This window comes from Nostoc sp. (assembly GCF_036917515.1).
GTDB lineage: Bacteria > Cyanobacteriota > Cyanobacteriia > Cyanobacteriales > Nostocaceae > Nostoc.
Map to the genome: position 1 here is coordinate 1 of NZ_JBALDE010000086.1, position 20,964 is coordinate 20,964.

General features: G+C 39.5%; 18 protein-coding genes and 3 pseudogenes. 14 read left to right on the plus strand and 7 right to left on the minus strand.

Going from position 1 to position 20,964, the window contains the following annotated elements:
- The 6 genes and pseudogenes from V7K89_RS10480 to V7K89_RS10505 form a co-directional block, all read left to right on the plus strand.
- A pseudogene (locus V7K89_RS10480) lies at nt 1–478 on the plus strand (hypothetical protein); the annotation flags it as partial.
- Complete coding sequence (locus V7K89_RS10485) at nt 475–888, plus strand: tetratricopeptide repeat protein (RefSeq protein ID WP_335186854.1); 414 nt, start codon at nt 475–477, stop codon at nt 886–888. The pseudogene V7K89_RS10480 and the gene V7K89_RS10485, both read left to right, overlap by 4 nt.
- A 622-nt stretch (nt 889–1,510) precedes the next feature.
- A pseudogene (locus V7K89_RS10490) lies at nt 1,511–2,071 on the plus strand (Uma2 family endonuclease).
- Between the two features lie 551 nt (nt 2,072–2,622).
- A complete protein-coding gene (locus tag V7K89_RS10495; protein ID WP_335186856.1) occupies nt 2,623–3,615 on the plus strand; it encodes a hypothetical protein in 993 nt (330 codons plus the stop codon).
- Between the two features lie 279 nt (nt 3,616–3,894).
- Nucleotides 3,895–4,086 carry a hypothetical protein gene (locus V7K89_RS10500; protein WP_335186858.1) on the plus strand — a complete coding sequence of 64 codons (192 nt, stop codon included), beginning with the start codon at nt 3,895–3,897 and terminating at the stop codon, nt 4,084–4,086.
- 90 nt (nt 4,087–4,176) lie between these two features.
- Nucleotides 4,177–5,319: an AI-2E family transporter gene (locus tag V7K89_RS10505; protein WP_335186860.1), complete on the plus strand. Its 1,143-nt coding sequence runs from the start codon at nt 4,177–4,179 to the stop codon at nt 5,317–5,319.
- 187 nt (nt 5,320–5,506) lie between these two features.
- On the opposite strand, the gene V7K89_RS10510 is transcribed toward V7K89_RS10505, so the two are convergent.
- Together V7K89_RS10510 and V7K89_RS10515 are read right to left on the minus strand one after the other, a co-directional pair.
- Nucleotides 5,507–5,917, minus strand: a complete 411-nt coding sequence (locus V7K89_RS10510) for an SLATT domain-containing protein (protein ID WP_335186862.1) — start codon at nt 5,915–5,917, stop codon at nt 5,507–5,509.
- Between the two features lie 10 nt (nt 5,918–5,927).
- Nucleotides 5,928–6,299 (minus strand): hypothetical protein, encoded by a 372-nt coding sequence (locus tag V7K89_RS10515; RefSeq protein ID WP_335186864.1) that lies wholly within the window; start codon nt 6,297–6,299, stop codon nt 5,928–5,930.
- Nucleotides 6,300–6,994: 695 nt separating this feature from the next.
- On the opposite strand from V7K89_RS10515, the gene V7K89_RS10520 reads away from it, so the two are divergent.
- Nucleotides 6,995–8,164 (plus strand): homocysteine biosynthesis protein, encoded by a 1,170-nt coding sequence (locus V7K89_RS10520; RefSeq protein ID WP_335186866.1) that lies wholly within the window; start codon nt 6,995–6,997, stop codon nt 8,162–8,164.
- A 92-nt stretch (nt 8,165–8,256) separates the two neighbouring features.
- On the opposite strand, the gene V7K89_RS10525 is transcribed toward V7K89_RS10520, so the two are convergent.
- Nucleotides 8,257–9,282 carry a hypothetical protein gene (locus V7K89_RS10525; RefSeq protein ID WP_335186868.1) on the minus strand — a complete coding sequence of 342 codons (1,026 nt, stop codon included), beginning with the start codon at nt 9,280–9,282 and terminating at the stop codon, nt 8,257–8,259.
- Between the two features lie 378 nt (nt 9,283–9,660).
- Between V7K89_RS10525 and V7K89_RS10530 the strand changes: the two genes are divergently transcribed.
- Entirely contained in the window at nt 9,661–10,554 is an 894-nt protein-coding gene (locus V7K89_RS10530; RefSeq protein ID WP_335186885.1) for a tetratricopeptide repeat protein, read from the plus strand.
- 68 nt (nt 10,555–10,622) lie between these two features.
- On the opposite strand, the gene V7K89_RS10535 is transcribed toward V7K89_RS10530, so the two are convergent.
- From V7K89_RS10535 to V7K89_RS10545, 3 genes are all read right to left on the minus strand, one after another.
- Nucleotides 10,623–11,243, minus strand: coding sequence for a TMEM165/GDT1 family protein (locus V7K89_RS10535; protein WP_335186870.1), 621 nt, complete (start codon nt 11,241–11,243; stop codon nt 10,623–10,625).
- Between the two features lie 310 nt (nt 11,244–11,553).
- On the minus strand, nt 11,554–12,006 hold the full coding sequence (locus V7K89_RS10540; protein WP_335186872.1) for a DUF29 domain-containing protein: 453 nt from the start codon (nt 12,004–12,006) through the stop codon (nt 11,554–11,556).
- A 334-nt stretch (nt 12,007–12,340) separates the two neighbouring features.
- The gene (locus V7K89_RS10545) at nt 12,341–13,300 is read right to left on the minus strand and encodes a protochlorophyllide reductase (RefSeq protein WP_335186874.1); all 960 of its coding nucleotides are present in this window, start codon (nt 13,298–13,300) and stop codon (nt 12,341–12,343) included.
- 421 nt (nt 13,301–13,721) lie between these two features.
- Here V7K89_RS10545 and V7K89_RS10550 point away from each other — a divergent pair, with 421 nt between their 5' ends.
- The 6 genes and pseudogenes from V7K89_RS10550 to V7K89_RS10570 all read left to right on the plus strand — a co-directional run bounded on the left by V7K89_RS10550 (nt 13,722) and on the right by V7K89_RS10570 (nt 20,455).
- Nucleotides 13,722–15,128, plus strand: coding sequence for an AAA-like domain-containing protein (locus tag V7K89_RS10550; RefSeq protein ID WP_335186875.1), 1,407 nt, complete (start codon nt 13,722–13,724; stop codon nt 15,126–15,128).
- 140 nt (nt 15,129–15,268) lie between these two features.
- The gene (locus V7K89_RS10555; protein ID WP_335186877.1) at nt 15,269–16,831 is read left to right on the plus strand and encodes an AAA-like domain-containing protein; all 1,563 of its coding nucleotides are present in this window, start codon (nt 15,269–15,271) and stop codon (nt 16,829–16,831) included.
- A gap of 247 nt (nt 16,832–17,078) precedes the next feature.
- Entirely contained in the window at nt 17,079–17,207 is a 129-nt protein-coding gene (locus tag V7K89_RS35835) for an eCIS core domain-containing protein (protein WP_442941635.1), read from the plus strand.
- Nucleotides 17,153–17,419, plus strand: a complete 267-nt coding sequence (locus V7K89_RS10560; protein ID WP_335186879.1) for a hypothetical protein — start codon at nt 17,153–17,155, stop codon at nt 17,417–17,419. Before V7K89_RS35835 ends, V7K89_RS10560 begins: the two co-directional genes overlap by 55 nt.
- Nucleotides 17,420–17,676: 257 nt before the next feature.
- Nucleotides 17,677–19,839 carry a DNA helicase RecQ gene (gene recQ, locus V7K89_RS10565; RefSeq protein ID WP_335186881.1) on the plus strand — a complete coding sequence of 721 codons (2,163 nt, stop codon included), beginning with the start codon at nt 17,677–17,679 and terminating at the stop codon, nt 19,837–19,839.
- Nucleotides 19,840–19,933: 94 nt separating this feature from the next.
- Nucleotides 19,934–20,455, plus strand: a pseudogene (locus V7K89_RS10570) (Uma2 family endonuclease).
- 155 nt (nt 20,456–20,610) lie between these two features.
- Here the strand turns inward: V7K89_RS10570 and V7K89_RS10575 are convergent.
- Entirely contained in the window at nt 20,611–20,778 is a 168-nt protein-coding gene (locus tag V7K89_RS10575; protein WP_335186883.1) for a hypothetical protein, read from the minus strand.
- Nucleotides 20,779–20,964 lie beyond the last annotated feature (186 nt).

A 20,964-nucleotide genomic window follows, 5' to 3' on the forward strand; every position in this document is an offset into this window, starting at 1 on the left:
TCCGCAAGCAACTGGAGTACTTCCCTACCTTGCGAGCGGCAATGGAGTATGTTCTGAGTTTAGTGTCCTAACCAACCTGGCGGTTGCTATAACACTTGAGGTTGTGGAATATTTGATGGGGTTGTTGGCTGAGAGTTCAGAATTTCACGATGTAGAACGCTTGTGTCAACTTTTCCAAAGATTAGAGGATTTCTATTTCCGTTGGTGCGATGGGGAATTTATTGATGCAGAAGATGCAAACCTGCCTCTGATAAAGAAAAAACAATTGCGGGAGCAATTACCAGAGCGAGAAATTGAGTTGGGATTGCGTCAGGTGGATGTGTATACAGGGCTGAATGTGATGATTTTGCTTCTAGAGTTGGATGGCTATGCCCTAAGAAAAGACGACCTCAAAGACAAAATTACCTTTCACCCCTGTGGTAAACCTAATACCGATCAATTTGACTCAGAACGCTTTTTGCGGCTGCCGTTTCCTTGAGTCAGGGCATCAGTTGGGTAAGAGAAGGCAAAATTAAAGAAGCACTGGAAGCTTTCAAGCAAGCCCAAATATTTGACCAGAGTTTGAGAAACTCTGCTGGATTTCACAATAGCATTTGCTGGGTTGGCTGTTTACACGGTTATGCTCAAGGTGTTTTCAAAATCTGTGAAAAAGCTGTTACCTTAGACCCTGACAATAAAAACTATCAAGATAGTCGAGGACTGGCTAGAGTTCTGACTGGCTACTTGGCAGGGGCATTAGAAGACTTTCAAGCTGTTGTAGACAGTGGCGCACTTGATTTTTCAAATGATGTGAAGCAGCGACGGCTACGCTGGATAGAAGCACTAAAGTCAGGAAATAATCCCCTCACGCCAGAGGAATTAGAGGAACTGCGGCAGGTTGAGGGTTGATGTATCCGTTCAAGAGACGTTGCATTGCAACGTCTCTACATCTGGTGCAATTGGGCTGACGTTGTAGGCGATCGCTAACGCACGCTGAATTGTTGATGGTGCGTTACGAAGACAGCGATAGCACCCCAATGGCTAACAGCATTTACCGCGTAGCAACCAAAGCGATCGCTCTTGGGTACTGTAAGTAAAGATGGATTGAGTTTATCAAAAAATATGAGACTTCAAAATATATTATTTAAATTCATTGCTTTTGTACTATCAACGATAGTAATTCTTGGACTAAATCTTATCTTACTTAACTCAAGTGGAGATTTACTATTATTTTTCATAAACAGTAAGATCCCATTATCTAATGATATTGTTGATTATTATTTATTTAAAATAGCTATATATATTTTGAAAGTTTTTGGAACAACTATAATTGAAGTGGTTTTCATATGGTTAGTAGTAATTTTAAATATTTTATCTATACGATCCGGTTTAATCATTACTTTGGTTCTGCTTCTCTTAAGTGGAATTATAATTTTAGTGCCAATTAGTATTTATTAAACTAAATTCTACCTCCATCAGGCGCTTTGCAAGTTCGCCCATAATAAAACCATCCCCTCTACGCTATTTGCTTATGATTATTGCTAGTCAACCCCAACTAACTTTAGACGATTTCCTCAAACTGCCATAAACTGAGCCAGCATCAGATTTTATCAACGGAGAAATCATTCAAAAACTAATGCCTCAAGGTGAACATAGCCAATTACAGACTAAATTTTGCAATGTCATTAATAACGTCACTGAAAGCCAAAAAATTGCTTACACTTTCTCAGAACTGCGTTGTACCTTTGGCGGCGCTGCGATCGTCCTTGATGTGTCTGTGTTTCGCTGGGATAGAATTCCTAAAACTTCAACTGGCAGAATTGTTAATCGCTTTGAAATTCATCCCGACTGGGCAATTGAAATTCTTTCTCCAGACCAAAGATTGAAAAAAGTGTTGAGTAAATTATTCCATTGTTCGCGCAATGGTACTAAACTAAGCTGGTTAATTAACCCAGAAGACGAAAGTGTGCTAGGGATTTTTCCTGGACAGCGAGTGGAATTATACGAAGGTGCTGATAAATTACCCATTATTGAGGGTATCGAGTTGGAACTGACTGTTGAACAAGTTTTTGGCTGGTTGAGTTTGACGTAAAAAAGCGTTCTGTAAAGTTGCTGGATTCTGACTTTTCAGGTCATCTGGAAAGATCCACGAAAAAGCTAACCCCCTTCCCGTTGCAGTAATTGACACAATTAGCAAAGAATACTTTCAAGATACTAATAATTGTCTCAACTAAAGCGTGCGTTAGGCTTAACGCCGTAATGCATCCTACTAGTTTGTGTTTACCAGCAAAGCCAAACTAACAGGAAGTATGCTAGCAGCGATCGCGCTAGTTTCTGGCAATGATTTCAATATCAAGTTAATAAATGTAATAGAAATCTATTTTCTACATTTAATTTTAGAGTTGGATGAATATAAAATCCGATATCTGTGTTGTTAATTAGTTGTTTATTGCTGTATATATTTTTCTGAAGGTAAATACCTAAGTATGTTAAGACAAATCTAAATAAAATTTAGACTAGATTTTATTAACGCTTCATATATGATTTAAACTTGGTTGATATTATTAAATATCTATACTTAAGTGTGTAATTTATAACTTGGCTAGATAACTCAAGCTTAGATACTGTTAATTAATAAAAACAATGATTAATTCACAACGTGGCATTATCACCTATGCTTACGGGGCATCTTATTATGTCGAAATGGCAAAGTCATTAGCACGTTCTCTACGTCTTCATTCATTAAATGTTCCACGTGCTATTGTTACTGACAATCAAAATGATCAAGAGTTACTCGAACTTTATGATTATGTTATAAACCTGAGATATCAATATGGTTCTAATGTCAAACAAAAGCTTCATGTCTATGATTATTCTCCATTTGAATATACACTTTGTATTGATAGTGATTGTATAGCAGTAAGGAATATTGACTTTATTTTTGATGATTTTAAAGGTAGAAGTTTTAGTGCGGCAGGTAATGTATATCTTCAAGCAGGTGATAAAGATAAGTTCATTGATATAGATGACACACTAAAACGATTTAATCTGACAAAACTACCTAGATTTAATGGAGGTCTCTATTATTTTGAGAAAAATGATACTGCTAAGGCATTTTTTGAAACAGCACTAGAATTTTCAAGAGATTGGAGAAAGCTAGGCATTAGTGAATTTCGTGGTGATGGCCCTAATGATGAACGTATTTTTGCCCTAGCGATGATGCTACACAATCAAAGTATGTTTGAAGATAATGGTCAGATGATGCGAACACCTATCGGTCTTCGTGGTTCTTTTAATATAGATGCGATTAAAGGTCAGTCTACTTTTAAAAAATACAATCAGGTGGTGTCACCTGCTCTTGTACACTTTGCCTGCGTTTGGGGAGAGCATCCTGTATATCATCGTGAAGTATCAAAGTTAAAAAACCTAGACAAAAGATTAGATAACCAGGTCAAGTCTAATATATTTTCTGTAATTAAATATAAGTTTGGTTATCAGATTGCTTTCTTAAGGTATATAGTTAAACGTGTACCGAAAAATCCTAAATACATTCAAGTTAGAGTGAAAAAGTTTTTGATAGAATTGCCTGAGTTGCTCAAAGCTAAATATAGAGTTGAACTAGTTCGGAGTAAATAAAGTTTGATAAAACTCTGCATTTATTTGTGCTTAGTTTAAATTACTCAAAAACTGCTTTGATTACTTTCTAGATAGCTTTAATAGTGTATAGTGTGCTGTCTGTGATTCAGGCAGCACTTACAAAGTTCATTAGGAATCGCGCCTCACATCCTTCGCCTCAGGTACTAAAAATTATATTTTTGTGAACTTACAAAGATTGTATATGTGGGTTTATTGTAGAAAATAGACGGTACAGCGCAAATTTGTGTGTACCACAAAAATTTGTATTGCTGTACTTTTATGGAAAATCAACTAGGATTAATTCTGAAACTGCTTTTACTCTCGGCTTTGTTATCAGTATTGATTAAGTATGCAGGGCCAAGTCTACCAATTCCGGCGACAGCAAGCAACGCGCTGATTATAGTATTATTGCCGATTACGCTCGTCGCGATCGCTTTACTGTGGCGATTCCAAGCACAAAAACAAAATTAACTCAAACCATTTACGCACAAGTTCCTAAAATCAGCTAACCTAGCTTAATTACAATAAAATTGCATCTCGCCAACCTTTGGGAGTTAGCCTGTGAACCTGGGTCAATGGATCGGCTTAATCGTCATAGTTCTTTGTTTATACATCCTGTGGCAAATTCGGGAAGTGCTTTTGCTGATGTTTGCTGCAGTTGTGTTAGCCACCACCTTAAATCGGCTAGCGAAACGCTTTCAACGGTTTGGGATCAGGCGCGGATTTGCCGTCCTCCTAGCAGTAGCTATCTTTTTTGCAGGTGTCGTGGGCTTTTTCTGGCTAATTGTGCCGCCATTTGCCCAGCAGTTTCAAGAACTAACTTATCAAGTTCCTAAAGGGTTTGGACGCTTTAATAGTTGGCTTGATGCCCTGAGAACTCGTATTCCTGACCAGTTAGTTCCTTATATCCCAGATCTCAATAGCCTCATTCAACAAATACAGCCCTTTGTCAATCGGTTACTGGGAAACTCCTTTGCTTTTGTATCTGGTTCTTTAGAAGTCGTCCTCAAGATTTTGCTAGTGTTGGTTTTAACAGGAATGATGTTAGCTGACCCCGTGGCTTATCGCAAAGTATTTGTACGGCTTTTTCCCTCATTTTATCGGCGGCGGGTAGATGGAATTTTAGATAAGTGTGAAGTCTCTTTGGAGGGATGGATTACAGGTGCTTTCATTGCCATCTTTGTAGTGGGGGTGATGAGTCTGATTGGCTTATCAATTTTGCATGTCAAGGCAGCGCTTGCTTTAGCGGTTTTAGCGGGATTTTTTAACTTGATTCCCAATCTGGGGCCAACGATGAGTGTAATCCCAGCAATGGCGATCGCCTTCTTGGATGAACCTTGGAAAGCGATCGCTGTTTTAATTCTCTACTTTTTCATTCAACAGGCTGAGAGTAATTTCATCACGCCCGTTGTTATGGCGCATCAAGTATCATTGCTGCCAGCTATAACCTTAATTGCCCAGCTATTTTTCGTAACTTTCTTTGGCTTTTTAGGATTATTTCTAGCGCTACCTCTAACTGTTGTCGCTAAAATTTGGTTGCAAGAAGTGTTAATTAAAGATGTTTTGGATGAATGGGGAAATAACAATAGAAAAGAGACTGAGTTTGTGATAGTTTCTGAATCTCCTGAAACAGATGATAATTGGACGGCAGAAAATCCAGATATAAATGAGAATCCCTCGATTGATGATATATTGAAAAAATAAGATTAGTCACTCGGAGTTATATGAAGTCTTGCAAATTTTGAAGCAATTGGGATAATGAGTGCTGGAGTGAAAAAACAATAAGATTCCCAACTTCTTAAAAAAGTTGGGAATTTCATACTTTTGAGTCAGTCTGAATAAATCCTATTTGAAAGAATAATCATGAGCATGAATACAATTAGCTAATCAGCTATTGTTTGTTCTGGTTTGTTACCTCTGCTTCTACTTTGTTTGACTCATTAGATAAAGTAGATTCTGTCTTTTCTGATTGCGTCTCACTAGTTTGTTGCAATTGGTTAAGATGAATATTGTTCACTTGAACAATAAAATATTCTAATGCCTGACTTGCCTTTTTTTGCTGTTGGGTTTCCTCAGATACATCATAACAACGATAAGGCAAAGTCACGCCCAATATAAATTTCTCTTGTTCAGCTTCTAACAATTCAACGGCTGTGTTAGCAGCAAGGGAATTTTTCTGAAAAGGAAAAGAGGTAACTATACTGACAACTATAGAAGCAATAGCTGGGCAAAGCACGGGGAGCCACTTGAGCCAAGCTTGTCCTGCTTCTAATTTGTCTACCAAAACTAAAATTGGTGTCACCCTGATAAAATTACGTCGCAATTTGCAAACTATAGTAAAGGTTCCTTGATACACCCCTAATTTTTTTATAATCGTCAATCAAGTCTTGGCTGTATTGTAAAGCTTTCCCTCTTGTTAGAGTTAGCGTATCTTTATTCCAAGAATTAGGATTGGTTAATAGATAACTATAGAGTTCTATTTTTTTGGTGAGTTCAGATTGATAAGCGGCCTTCTTATAGTTCTGAAATAATTGTCTATTGATAAGCAGTAAAAAAAACAAAAAAGTTAGAGATACCGCTCCAGAAATTACAACCGTTTTATCATCTGAAAGCAAAATAATAAAGAGTCCAGAAGAGACAAAATCTGCTAGTAATAAATACTCAATTACCTTGAAGTTAAACAACTTTTTCTCATCTGATGATGAGGAGAAATTTTCAATCTTATCAGAAATCTTACTTTGGTTTTTTGCTCAAGATTAATTAATTCAGAAGTAGTGATTGGCTCTTACTCAATTTGTTATCGGGTGAAATGTAGTAATAGGAACAGTAACAAGTACAATTGGTTTGAGGAGGTAGAAGTCAGGATAAGTTCACTGGAGAATAGTTTCAGTATAAAATAGCTAGCTTTCTAACTTTTGCTTACATATCCCTTCTATTAGGGATCTCAGGTAGTTTCTCCCTTCCCAAAACATTCTAGCATCTGCTATTAGCTCCCACTTTGCGATTGAATAGTTGCCTTAGAATGCTTTACAAAAGCCAAAAATGTTTCTTTGGGTTGACATAAAATCATTTAAGTCCAGTAAGTCTAGTCAATCCTAACCATACATACATTTGATTGATAATCCAGGGCTTTTTTAGCAGTAATATTACGTAGTAATGAGTTTTTTTGGTACATTTAGCGTATTTGTCCCAAAAAATATATAATTTTGACTTTGCAATACTTAAATTGTTTTTTTTAGAATTTTCACTGTATCCGGGGTGTTAAGCTGTCGCGCAGAGATTGGCGACAACTATTTCGAGACGAAATTATGCAAGAGTCTGTGATTTATCAAGATATCCTTCAAAAAGTAAGACAGCAGTAAGCGCTAGCACTGATAAGATGCGAACAATTGCAGAAATTAATGAGAAAATCAGCCGCCAACGTGCGGTAGTGTTGACAACTGAAGAATTAAAAGCACGAGTTGTAGAAATCGGTGTTACTAAAGCTGCTAAAGAAGTTGATGTAATTACCACTGGCACATTTGAGCCAATGGAATCAAGTGGTGCAATTATCAATCTGGGACACACTGACCCCCCGATAAAAATTCGCCGCTGCTGGCTAGATGGCGTGCCAGCATACTCTGGTTTTGGGGCAGTAGATTTATATTTAGGTGCGAGTTGTGCTGTGGAGACTACGGATGGGGAAGAAGTGCGAGAACGTGGTGGCGGTCATGTAATCGAAGATTTAATCGCTGGGAAATCCATACACATAAAAGCGCAAGGACAAGTAACAGATTGTTACCCCAGAGCAACTTTTGAAACTACAATTACCAGCGACACAATTAATCAGTTCTATTTATTCAATCCACGCAATCTTTATCAAAATTTTATTGTGGGTATAAATGGTGGCGATCGCCCCCTCTTCACCTATCTCGGCCCTTTACAACCGCGTCTGGGGAATGCTGTTTATTCTAATCCCGGTGCTATTTCCCCCTTACTCAACGACCCCGATTTGCAACTTGTTGGTATAGGTACTCGAATTTTTTTAGGCGGTGGTGTTGGCTATGTTGCCTGGGAAGGCACTCAGCACTTCCCTTTACAAAAGCGTTTAGCTAATCGTACACCGATTGGGCCTTCCGCCACCTTAGCTTTAATTGGTGATGCCAAGCAAATGGATGCTCATTGGGTGCGGGGGTGTTACTTCAAAAGTTATGGCCCCTCATTAATGTTAGGGGTTGGTGTACCACTACCTGTATTAAATGAACAAGTAATTGAACACTGTGCCGTTCAAGATCAAGACTTAGTAGCACCAATAGTAGATTTTTCTATTCCCCGGCGCGTCCGTCCCACCTTTGGTTTGGTGAGTTACGCCCAACTCAAATCTGGGTGGATCACCATAGAGGGCAAAGCAGTACGCTCTGCCCCTTTAGCGAGTTTGTTTTTTTCTAGGCAAGTCGCCCTAGAGTTGAAAAAGTGGATCGAAGCAGGTACGTTTACCCTTACAGAACCAGTTTCTCCAATTCCGATGGAGCGATCTTTTCTACCCCAAGACCGTCGGACGGATTTTTGATAGTGGGGAGCAGGGGAGCAGAGGAGAAGTTGCAGTAATGTTTTTCCCCTCTGCCTCTTATGCCCCATGCCCAATGCCCAATGCCTTATTCCCTACTCTTGAGTCGGTTTCGGTCGTTTGATGGGTTTAGGAGCAGGTATTCTTGGTATAGGTTTTGACACCACTGAGGGGTCGCCGCCTGTACTTGTTTTCTTGATGGGGCGAGGGGTTTCGCCAGTGCGTCTGGGGGGGAATGGTTTTCTACCACCAGCACCACCACTACCAGCACGAGGTCCACCTTTAAATGGTGGTTTGCGTTTTTTGGGTAAATCAGCGATCGCCTCAGCTTTTTCTACTACTAAAACGTCTGCTTCCCTTTTGGCTTGGAAGTCCCAGAATTTGCCCACTGCTTTGGTGGTTAGCACACCCCTCAATTTCAACTTAAAATACTTGGGTTTGTCAGTTGATTTGCGTGGAGCCTGCCTAATTTTGACTACCAAGCTTTTAGCATCAAAAGACTGGTATACTACTTCACCACGAACAGAAAAACCACCATCTGCAACTTCTGATGAGGGTTTGGGGGCAGTTGTACTTAGTTCAGAGTTCTCGGATAAGCCATCATCGAGTGTCTGTAACTCTTGCAACTCCAAATCCGATTCGTCTTCATCTGTTGAGTTTTTAGCCAGATTTTCTGGCTCCCAAACTCCAACGATTTGGATGTGCAAGGTATCATTTTCTTGTCTGGTACGTGGATATACTACCCACAAGTGTTCTTTTTCTAAGTCTAGATGATTCTTGACTAAGCTCATAATTCGTCCTAGGAGGACGGCATTGAGTTCTACACCATCTGCGGTCAGCAGCGTACCTTGAGTAAATTGTTCGCTGCTAGCATGATAACGACCTCGGACTAACCCGATCGCTCGATACTGCATCGGTTCGCTGGGAGGCGGAATCGGTTGCTGTCGATTAATCAAGTTCCCATTTGAGTCAGTCTCGCTGGAGTTGACAGGCAAATTTTCAACTTTTTTAGAAGGCTGGGCTGCTATGGGAACATTAGCGGCTGCCTCTACGTTAGTTAGGCCCTGGTTGGAGGCAGAAGAATTGGAGGATTCAGGCAACGGCATCAGGTCGGAATTCATAAAAACTCCTTGCGGCGGAGACACATCCCATTGTGGGATTTTATAAAGACAGCTAGAAAGAGCATTTGTGCGACTGATGAAAGTATATTGGCTTTTCACAAAATCACACTAGGGTACTCTATACAATCCTAAAGGCGCTAAATTTAATGTATAAACATTAAATGTCTAATTTAAGGCCTTTACACTAGTTTCGGAAGCATATCATAGCGACAATTCTGACGGCTCCTCCTAAAGTCATCACTTACTTTAGCAGTGTGGATAGTTAATTGTTATAAAATTCACAGGCAATTGGCGGTATTCCGCAAAGTTTTGGAAATTTTTAACTTTACGATTTGTGTAAAAGATAATGTCATTAGAGTTCAGGAGAAAGACAAAACTGTGTCTCAACCGCGCAATCGTTGGATAGTTCAAGTCGTTTTAGCGGTGGCAATTCTTGCTTTTGTGGGTGTTTCGGTGATTCCCATAATTGGAGCATTTAATAATACGCCACCCTCAAGTCAGAATACCGCTAGCACCAGAGGTAGTTTGCCCTCTGCTGACCAAAAATCAAAACTGGAAGACGAGGTACGGGGTTATGAACAGGTTTTGCAAAGGGAACCAGAAAATCAGACTGCGCTTAAGGGTCTGTTACAGGCACGGCTGCAACTATTGAGTCAAAAAGATAAAAGTGAGGTTAAACCAGCTGATATCCAAGTTGTCATTGAACCCCTAGAAAAGCTAGCAAAGCTGAATCCCCAACAGTCAGAATATTCAGTGTTACTGGCTCAAGCCAAACAGCAAATTGGCGATCGTGAAGGAGCTGCTCAAGCTTATCGCTCGATTTTGTCCACGAAACCAGGCGATTTAAAAGCTTTGCAAGGAATGGTGGCTTTGTTGATCAGTCAGCAACGCCCAGAAGCAGCCATTGGTTTGTTACAAGAAACCCTCTCTAACGCAGCCCAAGCAAATACAATTCAGCCTGGAAGTGTAGATACAGTAGCTGTACAGGTGTTGTTAGGTTCTGTTCATGCTTCTCAGAAGCGCTACGCTCAAGCTAGCTCAGTTTATGACCAGGCAATTAAGAAAGATCCCAAGGATTTTCGCCCTGTCGTAGCAAAAGCAATGCTCCTAAAACAGCAGGGTAAAAACGCAGATGCAAAACCTTTATTCAATAGTGCCGCAGCTTTAGCACCTGCTCAGTACAGAGACGAAATTAAGAAGGCAGCAACGGTTTCCCCCATTCCTCAATCTGCTCCATCTGCCGCGCCTTCATTGCAAAGTACACCCAAGTAGGGCAATTTGTCATTAAGTTATTAATTCTTCTGCCTTACTCCCTCATCTCCCCTTTTCTCCCTTATTTCTCACGCTCCTTCAATGGCAGCAACGACACCAAAGACTAAAAACAGGCATCCGCCAATCAGGGTGAGTTGACGCTCAGAAATGCGTCCGGCAATCATTTTGCCGCCGATAACTGCGATCGCAGCACAAATGGCATGTCCGAAAATTGCACCTATTGTGACTCCAATGGGATTATTACCTGCTGCTAAAGCAATGGTGGCAATTTGGGTGCGATCGCCCCACTCTGCCATAAATGTCAACACAAAGGCTTCTACGACAATTGCCAACCCAGTCTTTTGCTTTGCTAACTGCAAATCTGCCTTTTTCACCGCAGCTTGGGCCTCTTCTACAACTTCTGTATCACAAGAAGCAGCTGACATCTTACTCGCGTCATATAATAGCTTGATACCGAAGGCTATAAATAAAGCTATTTCGGCGTAATGAATATAAACTTTTGGCAACAAAGATACCGCTTGTCCAAATAGCACCGAAAGGATTGTCATCGCGGCTAGAGCAGCTGTCACACCTATAAATACCAGCCGCCGCGGGTGGTGCATTGCCAAAATCACAGCAATAAAAAATGTTTTATCGCCTAGTTCGGAAACTGTAATTAGTAATAAACCTGCGGTAAAAGCTGTTAACACTCTCTCAAGCTCCTGAAGAATCGTTTACCGATGTGAAGCTTGATGAGAACCAAAAGACCTCACCAAGTTTACACTTTTCGGTGTGAACTTAGTGAAGGTCTCGCTTTCAAATATTGATTACTTGCCACCTGAACCAGGCTCATCGCCAGTATGTTGATTCAGATGTACTGGCTTTTATATTTTTTGCCAGCAGCTACTCCCCTTCTACGCGATCGCAATTATACATATTTTTCATGTATAAGTCAAGGTGGTAGGGAATGGAGAGGTGTAACTTTAGAGTGATAACAGCACATACAGAACGATTCAGTGCTTACTGAGGTAAAAACTCATCATCTGTGACTTCTGCTAGCTGGTATGGACAGTTAAGAGGAAAAAATTCCATTGACAAGCCAGTTTCAGCTTTTGCTTGCTTAACTGCTTGTGCATAACACTCAGCAAAAACTATCTCAAGATAGGATTTGAGACTAGGTGAATCATCTAGAGCTTCTTTGACACGTCTACGATGTTCAATGATGCTTCCTTCCCAGCTACCACTTCTTTTGTCGGGCTGAAATTGCCATTTGAGCAAATGCATCAGAATTACAATCAGATTACTCTTGAGACTCCGGCGCTCACTCCTTCCCATATCGGCAATTTCTTCAATTAGGTTCTCCCACTCAACGTTTGCGTAATCCTGACTTTGCAATTTTTCTACAGTCGTTTCTATCCATTGCAAGTAATCAGTTTCATATAGCGTTTGGGAATGCGCCTTTAAAGAAGACATAGCAGTTTCCATCAGAAATGTTTAGATAATTTTTCGTATCTATTTACAATTAACATCGGTGCGTTAACAAAGTGTAACGCACCCTACGAACTCTAAGAATGGGGAGGTATTAATTTTGTTAAAGGTGTAGTCTCGCGTTCTAGTATCTAAAGGTTACGATGTAATGATGTTGCGCTTTTTTATGCCTCCATAAATTAATTTAGGGACTTGCACCAATTGCTCCAATCCAAACCTTTAATCCAAAATTATAAAAATTCTCAAATGTAGGAATTAAAAATTATTTAATTATTTTTGAATTTTGAATTTTGAATTTTGAATTGGAGCAGAGCGACGGTCATGCAAGTCCAACCAACTTGGCGCTTAATTCCCACATGCGATCGCCTTTTTCGTCATCACGAGCTTGAGGAGAGACTTTTTGCACAAAAGACTTACCATCTTTCTTCTGGCGATTTCCCCAACTCCAATAAACACCGGATTGATTATACTCAGGATCGGCAACTACAGCAGCAACCCGTTCTCCCGCCAACTCCTGAGACACATATCCCCCAGTAATATACTTCTGGAATAATGGGAAGATTTTCTGAAACAGGGGATAGTGATTTCTAAATAGCGGCGTTTCTGCAACACATCCTGGATAGAGAGAATTGAAGACAATATCGGTTGACTCGTGATAGCGTTCATGCAGTTCCCGCATAGTCAGCACATTGCAAACCTTGCTGTCTTTGTAAGCTTTGACTGGTTCAAATTTCTTGCCATCAATCATCGATATTGGCTCTTTAAACCCTTCTGCAAAGCCTTGCAAATCGCCCAAGTCGGGACGTGGTGGAATCTTTCCACCCAGTTCGTCTGGATTGTGCGTGACGGTTCCTAAAATTACCAGTCTTGGCTCTAAAGATGACTTCTTCAGCTCCTCTAGCATCAGGTTACACAATAGAAAATGACCCAGATGATTGGTAGTGACAGTTAACTCGTAACCTTCTGGACTGCGTAACGGCTCTTTGATTAAGGGCATATAAATTGCAGCGTTACACACCAAAGCGTCTAAAGACTTTCCAGTAGCTTGGAAGTTCTTCACAAACTGTCGAACACTTTCCAAGCAACCAAGGTCTATATGTATGCTGGTATAACTGTTGTAAGGGATTTCCACAGCTTGAGCAGCTTTTTGTGCCTTCGCTAAATCTCGACATGCCAATACCACATACCATCCTTTATCAGCAAGAGCTTTTGCGGCATATAAACCCACCCCCGAAGAGGCACCCGTAATTACAACCGTTGGCTTCTGATGTTGTTCCATTCTGTTCAGCGTGTATTAACTGTCTCTAGGATCTCATACCAGTGAGCCATGATTGCCATCAGCTTTTTCAAGTCTACATTAGGCTGAACTAACCTCGTACTCCAAATAACAGAGACCAATGTCACTAAGAAGTATATAATTATACAAAAATTGCTTAAAAAATCTAATTACAATAATATTTGCGATCTCCTAATAGAGTTTAAAATTGTATTAATGCAATCTTGAATTTTTCTGGTTTCAAGTATTTTTTCAGATGTATATTATTACTGGGCCAAAAATTATATAGTGTTTCTTAATCATATAAGGTAAATCTTAGTCACCTTCTCGCTTATGAGGAGGTGGTTGGGGTAGGGTTTTCATACCTTACTTAACCGAGAACCGCTATAAGTAAATTGCCTAGCTGTTTAACAATTTATACACTGTGGACAAGCTTCTACAATCTGTAAAAAAAATTCTCCAAGACAAGCCTCTTGATTCAATTCAATGGTTTGTGCTCTATCAATCGTGGTTGGGCAAAACTTACGGTGAAATGGCAGAGGTATCAGGCTACGGCAACAATTACATCAAGGAAGTTGGTTCTGAGTTGTGGCAAGACCTTTCTATAGCACTTGGAAAAAGAATAACGAAAAAAAATCTGCATTTAGCTTTGAATAAACACTTGCAAGACGAGATAGGTAATGAGGAAAATCAGATCCAACAAAAGGTTAGTGAAGAATCTAGCTTAGAAATGGTTTCTCTAAACTTTTTTTCAGTAAGCAAGATAGAATTTCCTAGCGGCCCTGTAGCACTAGGTTCTCCTCTTTACATCAATCGCCCTTCCCTAGAAGAACTTGTTTGTAATGAGATTTTACACCCTGGTTGCTTAATCAGGCTCAAAGCACCTAGAAAGATGGGAAAAAGTTCTCTGCTCAATCGGATGATTGCTTATGCTAAAGAGCAAGATTATCAAATTGTCTATTTGGACTTTCAAGAAGCTGACCAAGACGTTTTTGCTTCCCTGGATAAATTTTTGCGTTGGTTTTGTGTAAACGTCAGTAGGCAGTTAAATCTTCTTCCTTGTGTAGATGATTTTTGGGATATAGAAATGGGCAGCAAGGTAAGCTGCAAAATCTATTTTGAAGCTTATCTGTTGCAATACATTGATGATAGTCCTGTAGTTTTGGCTTTGAATGAAGTCCATCGGATTTTTGAACATCCCAATATTGCCCAAGACTTTCTGCCAATGCTGCGATTTTGGCATGAACAAGCAAAGCAAGATCAGACTTGGCAAAAACTGCGGATGGTAGTGGTTCACACAACAGAAATTTATATTCCGCTTAAGCTCAACCAATCGCCTTTCAATGTAGGTATAACAATTACATTGCCACCATTTACCCTTAAGGAGGTAGAGAATTTAGCATTACGTTACGGACTAGATTGGGCAGGAAACTCGGAAGGGACAAAACGCCTTGCACCCCTACAAGCAATGTTAGGAGGACATCCCTATCTGGTGAGCCTTGCATTTTATCATCTATGTCAAGAGGATATGACACTAGAGGTGTTATTAGAAACCGCATCTACACCAGTAGGAATTTACGGTCAGCATTTACGAGAACTGTTGACACTACTGCAAGCAGAACCAGAATTAATGTTAGCTATGGAACAGGTAATTGCAACAGATGAAAAAGTGGAGTTAGACGCGATCGCTGCTTACAAACTAGAAAGTATGGGTTTAGTTCAACTAAACGGCAATCAAGCTAGTGCCATGTGTGAGTTATATCGTCTTTATTTTAGTCAACAATTTGTAAAGCAAAATAGTGCTAATGCTTCTAGTAAATTTACCATTTAGTTTTGAGGGTTCATCAGAAAACACTAAAGTTCTTAATACGACCCTAATTACTCATCGATTTTATAAGAATTTTATCAACTGTCACAATACAAATTTCTTGATTGAGATATAGAAGTAATTTAAAATTAAAAATCAATTAAATGAAAAATTATCGATACCAAGTTGGTGGTACTCTCACTAGTGACGCTCCTAGCTATGTTGAGCGGAGAGCGGATGTAGAACTTTACGAAGCTTTGAAACAGGGTGAATTTTGCTATATCCTAAGCTGTAGGCAAATGGGAAAATCCTCACTTATGGTAAAAACAAAGCACCGCTTGCAAAAAGAGGGCTTTAGATGTGCCACTGTTGATATGACTAATATTGGTTGTGAAAATATAACTCCAGAACAGTGGTATAAAGGAGTTATTGGAGACTTATGGTTGAGTTATAAACTATTAGGAAAAGTCGATTTAAAAACCTGGTGGCAAGAACAAAGCGATCTTTCTTTGGTACAGAAAATTAGTCGGTTTATTTCGGAAGTTTTGTTAGCTCAGTTTCCTAACGAAAGACTATTTATTTTTATTGATGAAGTTGATAGTATACTTAACCTTGAGTTCTCGGTTGATGACTTTTTTAGCTTGATTCGGTTTTGTTATAACCAACGAGCAATTAATCCAGAGTATCATCGGATTACATTTGCAATTTTTGGGGTTGCTACACCTTCAGATTTAATTATATATCGAAATAATACTACCCCGTTTAATCTTGGTAAAACCATCCAAGTAAATGGTTTCACTTTTGAGGAAGCTCAACCACTTTCTTTGGGACTAGATATTAAAGACAATCATCCTCAGAAAATTTTAAAAGAAGTCTTAGCTTGGACAGATGGGCAACCTTTTCTTACTCAAAAGCTGTGTCGGCTACTTGTGAGTTTATCTCAAGACGATATGGGTAGAAAGCTGAAAATCCCCCCGGGCACAGAAGAATTTTGGATAGAAAATGTAGTACGCTCGCACATCATCGAGAAATGGGAATCACAAGATGAACCGGAGCATCTCAGGACTATTCGCGATCGCATCCTCAGAAACGAAAAATTTGCCGCCAGATTACTAGGAATTTATCAACAAATCCTCCAAGGAATGAAAGTACCAGCTGATGATAGTCGAGAACAAGTAGAACTCTTGCTGTCTGGTTTGGTAATTAAAAAACAAGGTTTTCTCCAAATAAAAAACCGAATTTATCAAGAAGTTTTCAATTTAGAATGGGTTGGAAAAAAACTAGCTGACTTGCGCCCCTACTACGAAAACTTCAATGTATGGATAGCTTCAGAAGAAAAAGATAAATCTCGCCTATTGCGTGGACAAGCCTTGATGGATGCTCAAACGTGGGCAAATGGTAAAAACTTGAGTAACTTAGATTATCGGTTTTTAGCTGCTAGTGAAGAATTAGATCGGTGGGAAGTACAGCAAGCATTTGAGGCTGAACGTGCTCAAGAAGTTGAAGCACGACTTCTTGAGCAACAAAAAAGACTAGCTCAACAAAAGAAAAATGCCACAATAGTGACACTTTTGCTCGTAGGCATGACTATCAAGTTGGTAATTTCTATAGTGTGGGGAATATCGCTTTTACGAAAGATTGATGCTTTAGAATCACAGCTAAAATGTACTCAGATAGGGCATAAAGGCAAAGTAATAACTGCAAATTCTCGGTTAGGTGGATGCTGAGGCGAATTTGAGATTTTAATTTTTGCAGAATTAATTAAAAGTTACATTGTTTGAACAATATTCTCTATTTGAAGATAGATGAATACATTTTATACTAGAAAAATAATTCTATAGAGTACTGTATATGTATTTACAGCATATGTATTTACAGCAGATTGCAGGTAGATAGAGTACACTAAAGGTGCTTTGCATCAACCGGGACTATGAAAGCTTATTCCATCGACTTTCGAGAAAAAATAATTGACGCATACGAAGAAGTCGAGGGGGGCAAGAGTTGTTGGCGCATGAGTTGACTCATGTGGTGCAGCAGAATGGGGGGCAGTGCAGCGATCGTTGCAGAAAAATGCGAAATCTAATCAAAACTTATTGGGATTAGCTGGGAAAGAGTGGATACAGCAAACAGGAGATGAATGGTCTGGTGAATGTGGGTTAGCGCTAGATGGGAAAGATATGGCAGAGAAAGGAAAGCAGAAGACACGCAACATCAGTCAGCTAGATACTAGGTCGTTACAGTTGAAAGTTAGAGAGACTGGAAACTCGATAATTACCATAGAAACGCGAACAGCAAGAGAAAGCAGTGGATTGTAGAAAAATAGTAACTTAATGTTCTATTTCGCGATCACTCTACCCAACCTACATAAGAGAGCTTGCTAATCTTCTACCAACTGTCTTAAAAGTCAAGCGTAGGCGTAGCCCGTTGTAGACATCGCTCCTAGCATGAAGGTTGATCAGCGTACGATCGCCAACAGAAACGCAGGTCTGGCCAAAGCTGCCGATGATGTGAGTTAAAATCCTGATATCTTCAATAACTACCCACGCAGAACGGCCCGGAAAAAGCGATCGCTATGCTTCAGTATCCTCATCTCGAACAAGCGCTAAAATATCACTTCGGTTATGATCAATTCCGCCCCGGACAACGGCAAATTATCGAAGATGCGCTGCAAAATCGAGATTTAATGGTTGTGATGCCGACTGGCGGAGGTAAATCTCTGTGTTTTCAGCTACCAGCATTGTTAAAAAATGGACTAACGGTGGTGGTGTCGCCGTTAATTGCTTTGATGCAAGACCAAGTAGAAGCACTACGAAATAATAATATTAACGCCACATTTCTCAATAGCAGTTTGAATGCTTACCAAGTGCGATCGCGGGAAGAAGCCATCCTCAACGGTAAAGTAAAATTAATCTACGTCGCCCCGGAACGTCTCCTCAGTGAAAGGTTTCTCCCGTTTCTCGATTTAGTTAAAGAAAAAATCGGTATTTCTAGCTTTGCTATTGATGAAGCGCATTGTGTTTCGGAATGGGGACACGATTTTCGCCCAGAATATCGCCAGTTGAAATCTCTGCGGAAACGCTATCCTGATGTCCCTACTGTTGCCCTCACCGCCACAGCAACCGATCGCGTCCGTAGTGATATCATTCAACAATTAGGACTAAAGCAACCAAGCATCCATCTTGCCAGTTTTAATCGTGAAAATCTTTATTACGAAGTTCGTCCTAAAACTAAATATGCTTACGCTGAATTATTAGAACTAATTCGAGAAACTGAAGGTTCAATAATTATTTATTGTTTAACTCGTAAAAAAGTTGATGAGCTCACTTTTAAACTCCAAAATGATAAAGTTGTTGCTCTCCCTTATCATGCCGGATTAACTGATGAAGAACGTAGTAGTAATCAAACGCGATTTATTCGAGATGATGTCCGGGTGATGGTGGCAACAATCGCCTTTGGAATGGGAATTAATAAACCTGATGTGCGTTTGGTAGTTCACTTCGATCTGCCCAGAAATATAGAAAGTTATTATCAAGAATCGGGTAGAGCTGGTAGAGACGGAGAACCATCTCGATGTACAATATTTTTCAGCTTTGGTGATGTTAAAACAATTGAATGGAGTATCGATCAAAAAACTGATCCTCAAGAACAGTTGATTGCTAAACAACAACTGCGTCAGATGATCGATTACGCTGAAGGCACTGATTGCCGGCGAACGATTCAATTGGGTTATTTTGGAGAAAGGTTTCCTGGAAATTGCGGTAACTGTGACAATTGTCGTCATCCCAAACCGATGCAAGATTGGACAATTGAAGCCATGAAGTTTTTATCTTGTGTGGCGCGTTGCAAAGAAAGATTTGGGATGCTACACATAATTGATGTGTTGCGGGGAGCAAAAAAAGACAAAATTATCCAGTACGAACACGATAAACTTTCTACCTATGGTATTGGTAAAGATAAAACTGTAGATGAATGGCGAATGTTAGGGCGATCGCTTTTACATCAGGGGTTAATAGAACAAACTAACGATGGTTACTCAGTTTTAAAACTAAATGCCTTAAGTTGGCAAGTAATGCGAAAACAACGCACAGTCTCGCTAGCTGTAACTATAGTACAAAAGATTACCTGGGAACAGGGGAGTGAAAAAGTAGAAGTTGCAGAAATATTATTACAGAAGTTGCGATCGCTACGTAAACAGTTAGCTGATGAGCAATCTGTACCACCTTACGTTATCTTCCACGATTCCACTTTAAAGTTGATGGTACAGGTGCAACCCCAAAACTTAGCTGAATTTGCCAAACTTTCTGGTGTAGGTAGTCACAAACTCGCTCAATATGGTGAAAAGTTTATTACAGAAATTCGCGCCTACCGCCAAGAAAAAGGTTTGCAAAATAAATCGGTTACTTACACTTCCGTATCATCTCCAAACTCATCTTCTTACACAGAATTACAGACATTACAATTGCATCAACAAGGTTTAAATGTTGCTCAAATTGCCCAAAAACGTAACCTTAGTCCGACAACCGTTAGCAATCATCTAGAAAAACTAATTGATAAAAATCAGCCAGTTGACTTAAATCAATTAGTACCTTTAGAACATCAACAAAAAATTTGGCAAGTTTTAGAAGTACTCGGTGATATTTCCCTCACTCCCATCAAAGAACAACTAGGTGAAAGCTACACTTTTGATGAAATTCGTTTAGTACGGAGTAAGTGGCGGCGCGAAAATCGCAAGTGATGATTGAAGAAGAATACAGAATACAGAATCAATTAGTATGAATCATGAATTCTTTTTTATTAAAATACAAAAACAAGATTAAAGGAGTTAGCCAATGAGTCAGATGCTTAATACTGGAGTACGCTGGACAATTCATGATGTGGAACTCTTCGCAGAAAATGAAGGGACGCGCTACGAGATAGTTGATGGAGAATTATTTATGACCAGGGCACCTCACTTTAAACATTAGCAAACTTGTGGCAGAATTTTCCAACAGCTTAACATTTGGTTAGAGTCTAGTGGTTTAGGAGAAGCTGTAATCAATCCCAGCGTTTTGTTTTCAGAATTAGATAATGTGATTCCTGATGTAGTTTGGGCTACTAAAGAAACCTTGGCGCTAACATTGAATGAAGCGGGACATTTAACTGGTGCACCAGATTTAGTAGTCGAAGTTTTGTCTGCTAGCAACGAAGACCTAAGACGAGATAAGGAAGCGAAACTTAAACTTTATTTTACCAGAGGAGTCAAAGAATATTGGATTGCTGATTGGCGATCACGTAAACTAGAGGTTGATAATATAATTTCTCCGCTGTTGCCTGGTTTTAGCTGTACTGTAGACCAGTTTTTTCCTGTATAAATTTTAGGTTGAATGAAAAAAAATCTCAAGTAGCAGATTAACTCTCATTCTTTTCACAAAACAAAATGTGTATAATTTATTGTTTAGATATCGCTTTGCACCAATAACGAAGTCTTCTCCTCATCAAGGTGATATCTACAGATAATCAGTTTACATTAAGAAAAACTGGGAATTTCAGAGTTAAATTCTTGTGATTTCATAGCAGACTTTGAAGACTCAGTATTTTGGTTATTTGTGGGCAGAATTATAGATAGCAGCTTAGGCAGTGCTAGACAGGCAACAGTATTTAATAGCGCCAGAAATATACCATCTATTAAACTCATATATCTTCTCCGTTTGAAAATTGGTGGTGACTATATTTATTAGTTTGAAGCAAAATCAGTAGAATTGCGTAAAAATGGAATTTAGATTTCTTTTAAACCTCATCCATCTTGAGAACTGGAGTTTTGCCAGAAAAAATATTACTCTGAGGAAGTAGGTGTAGTAGAGAAAAAAACGAGGATGCTTAA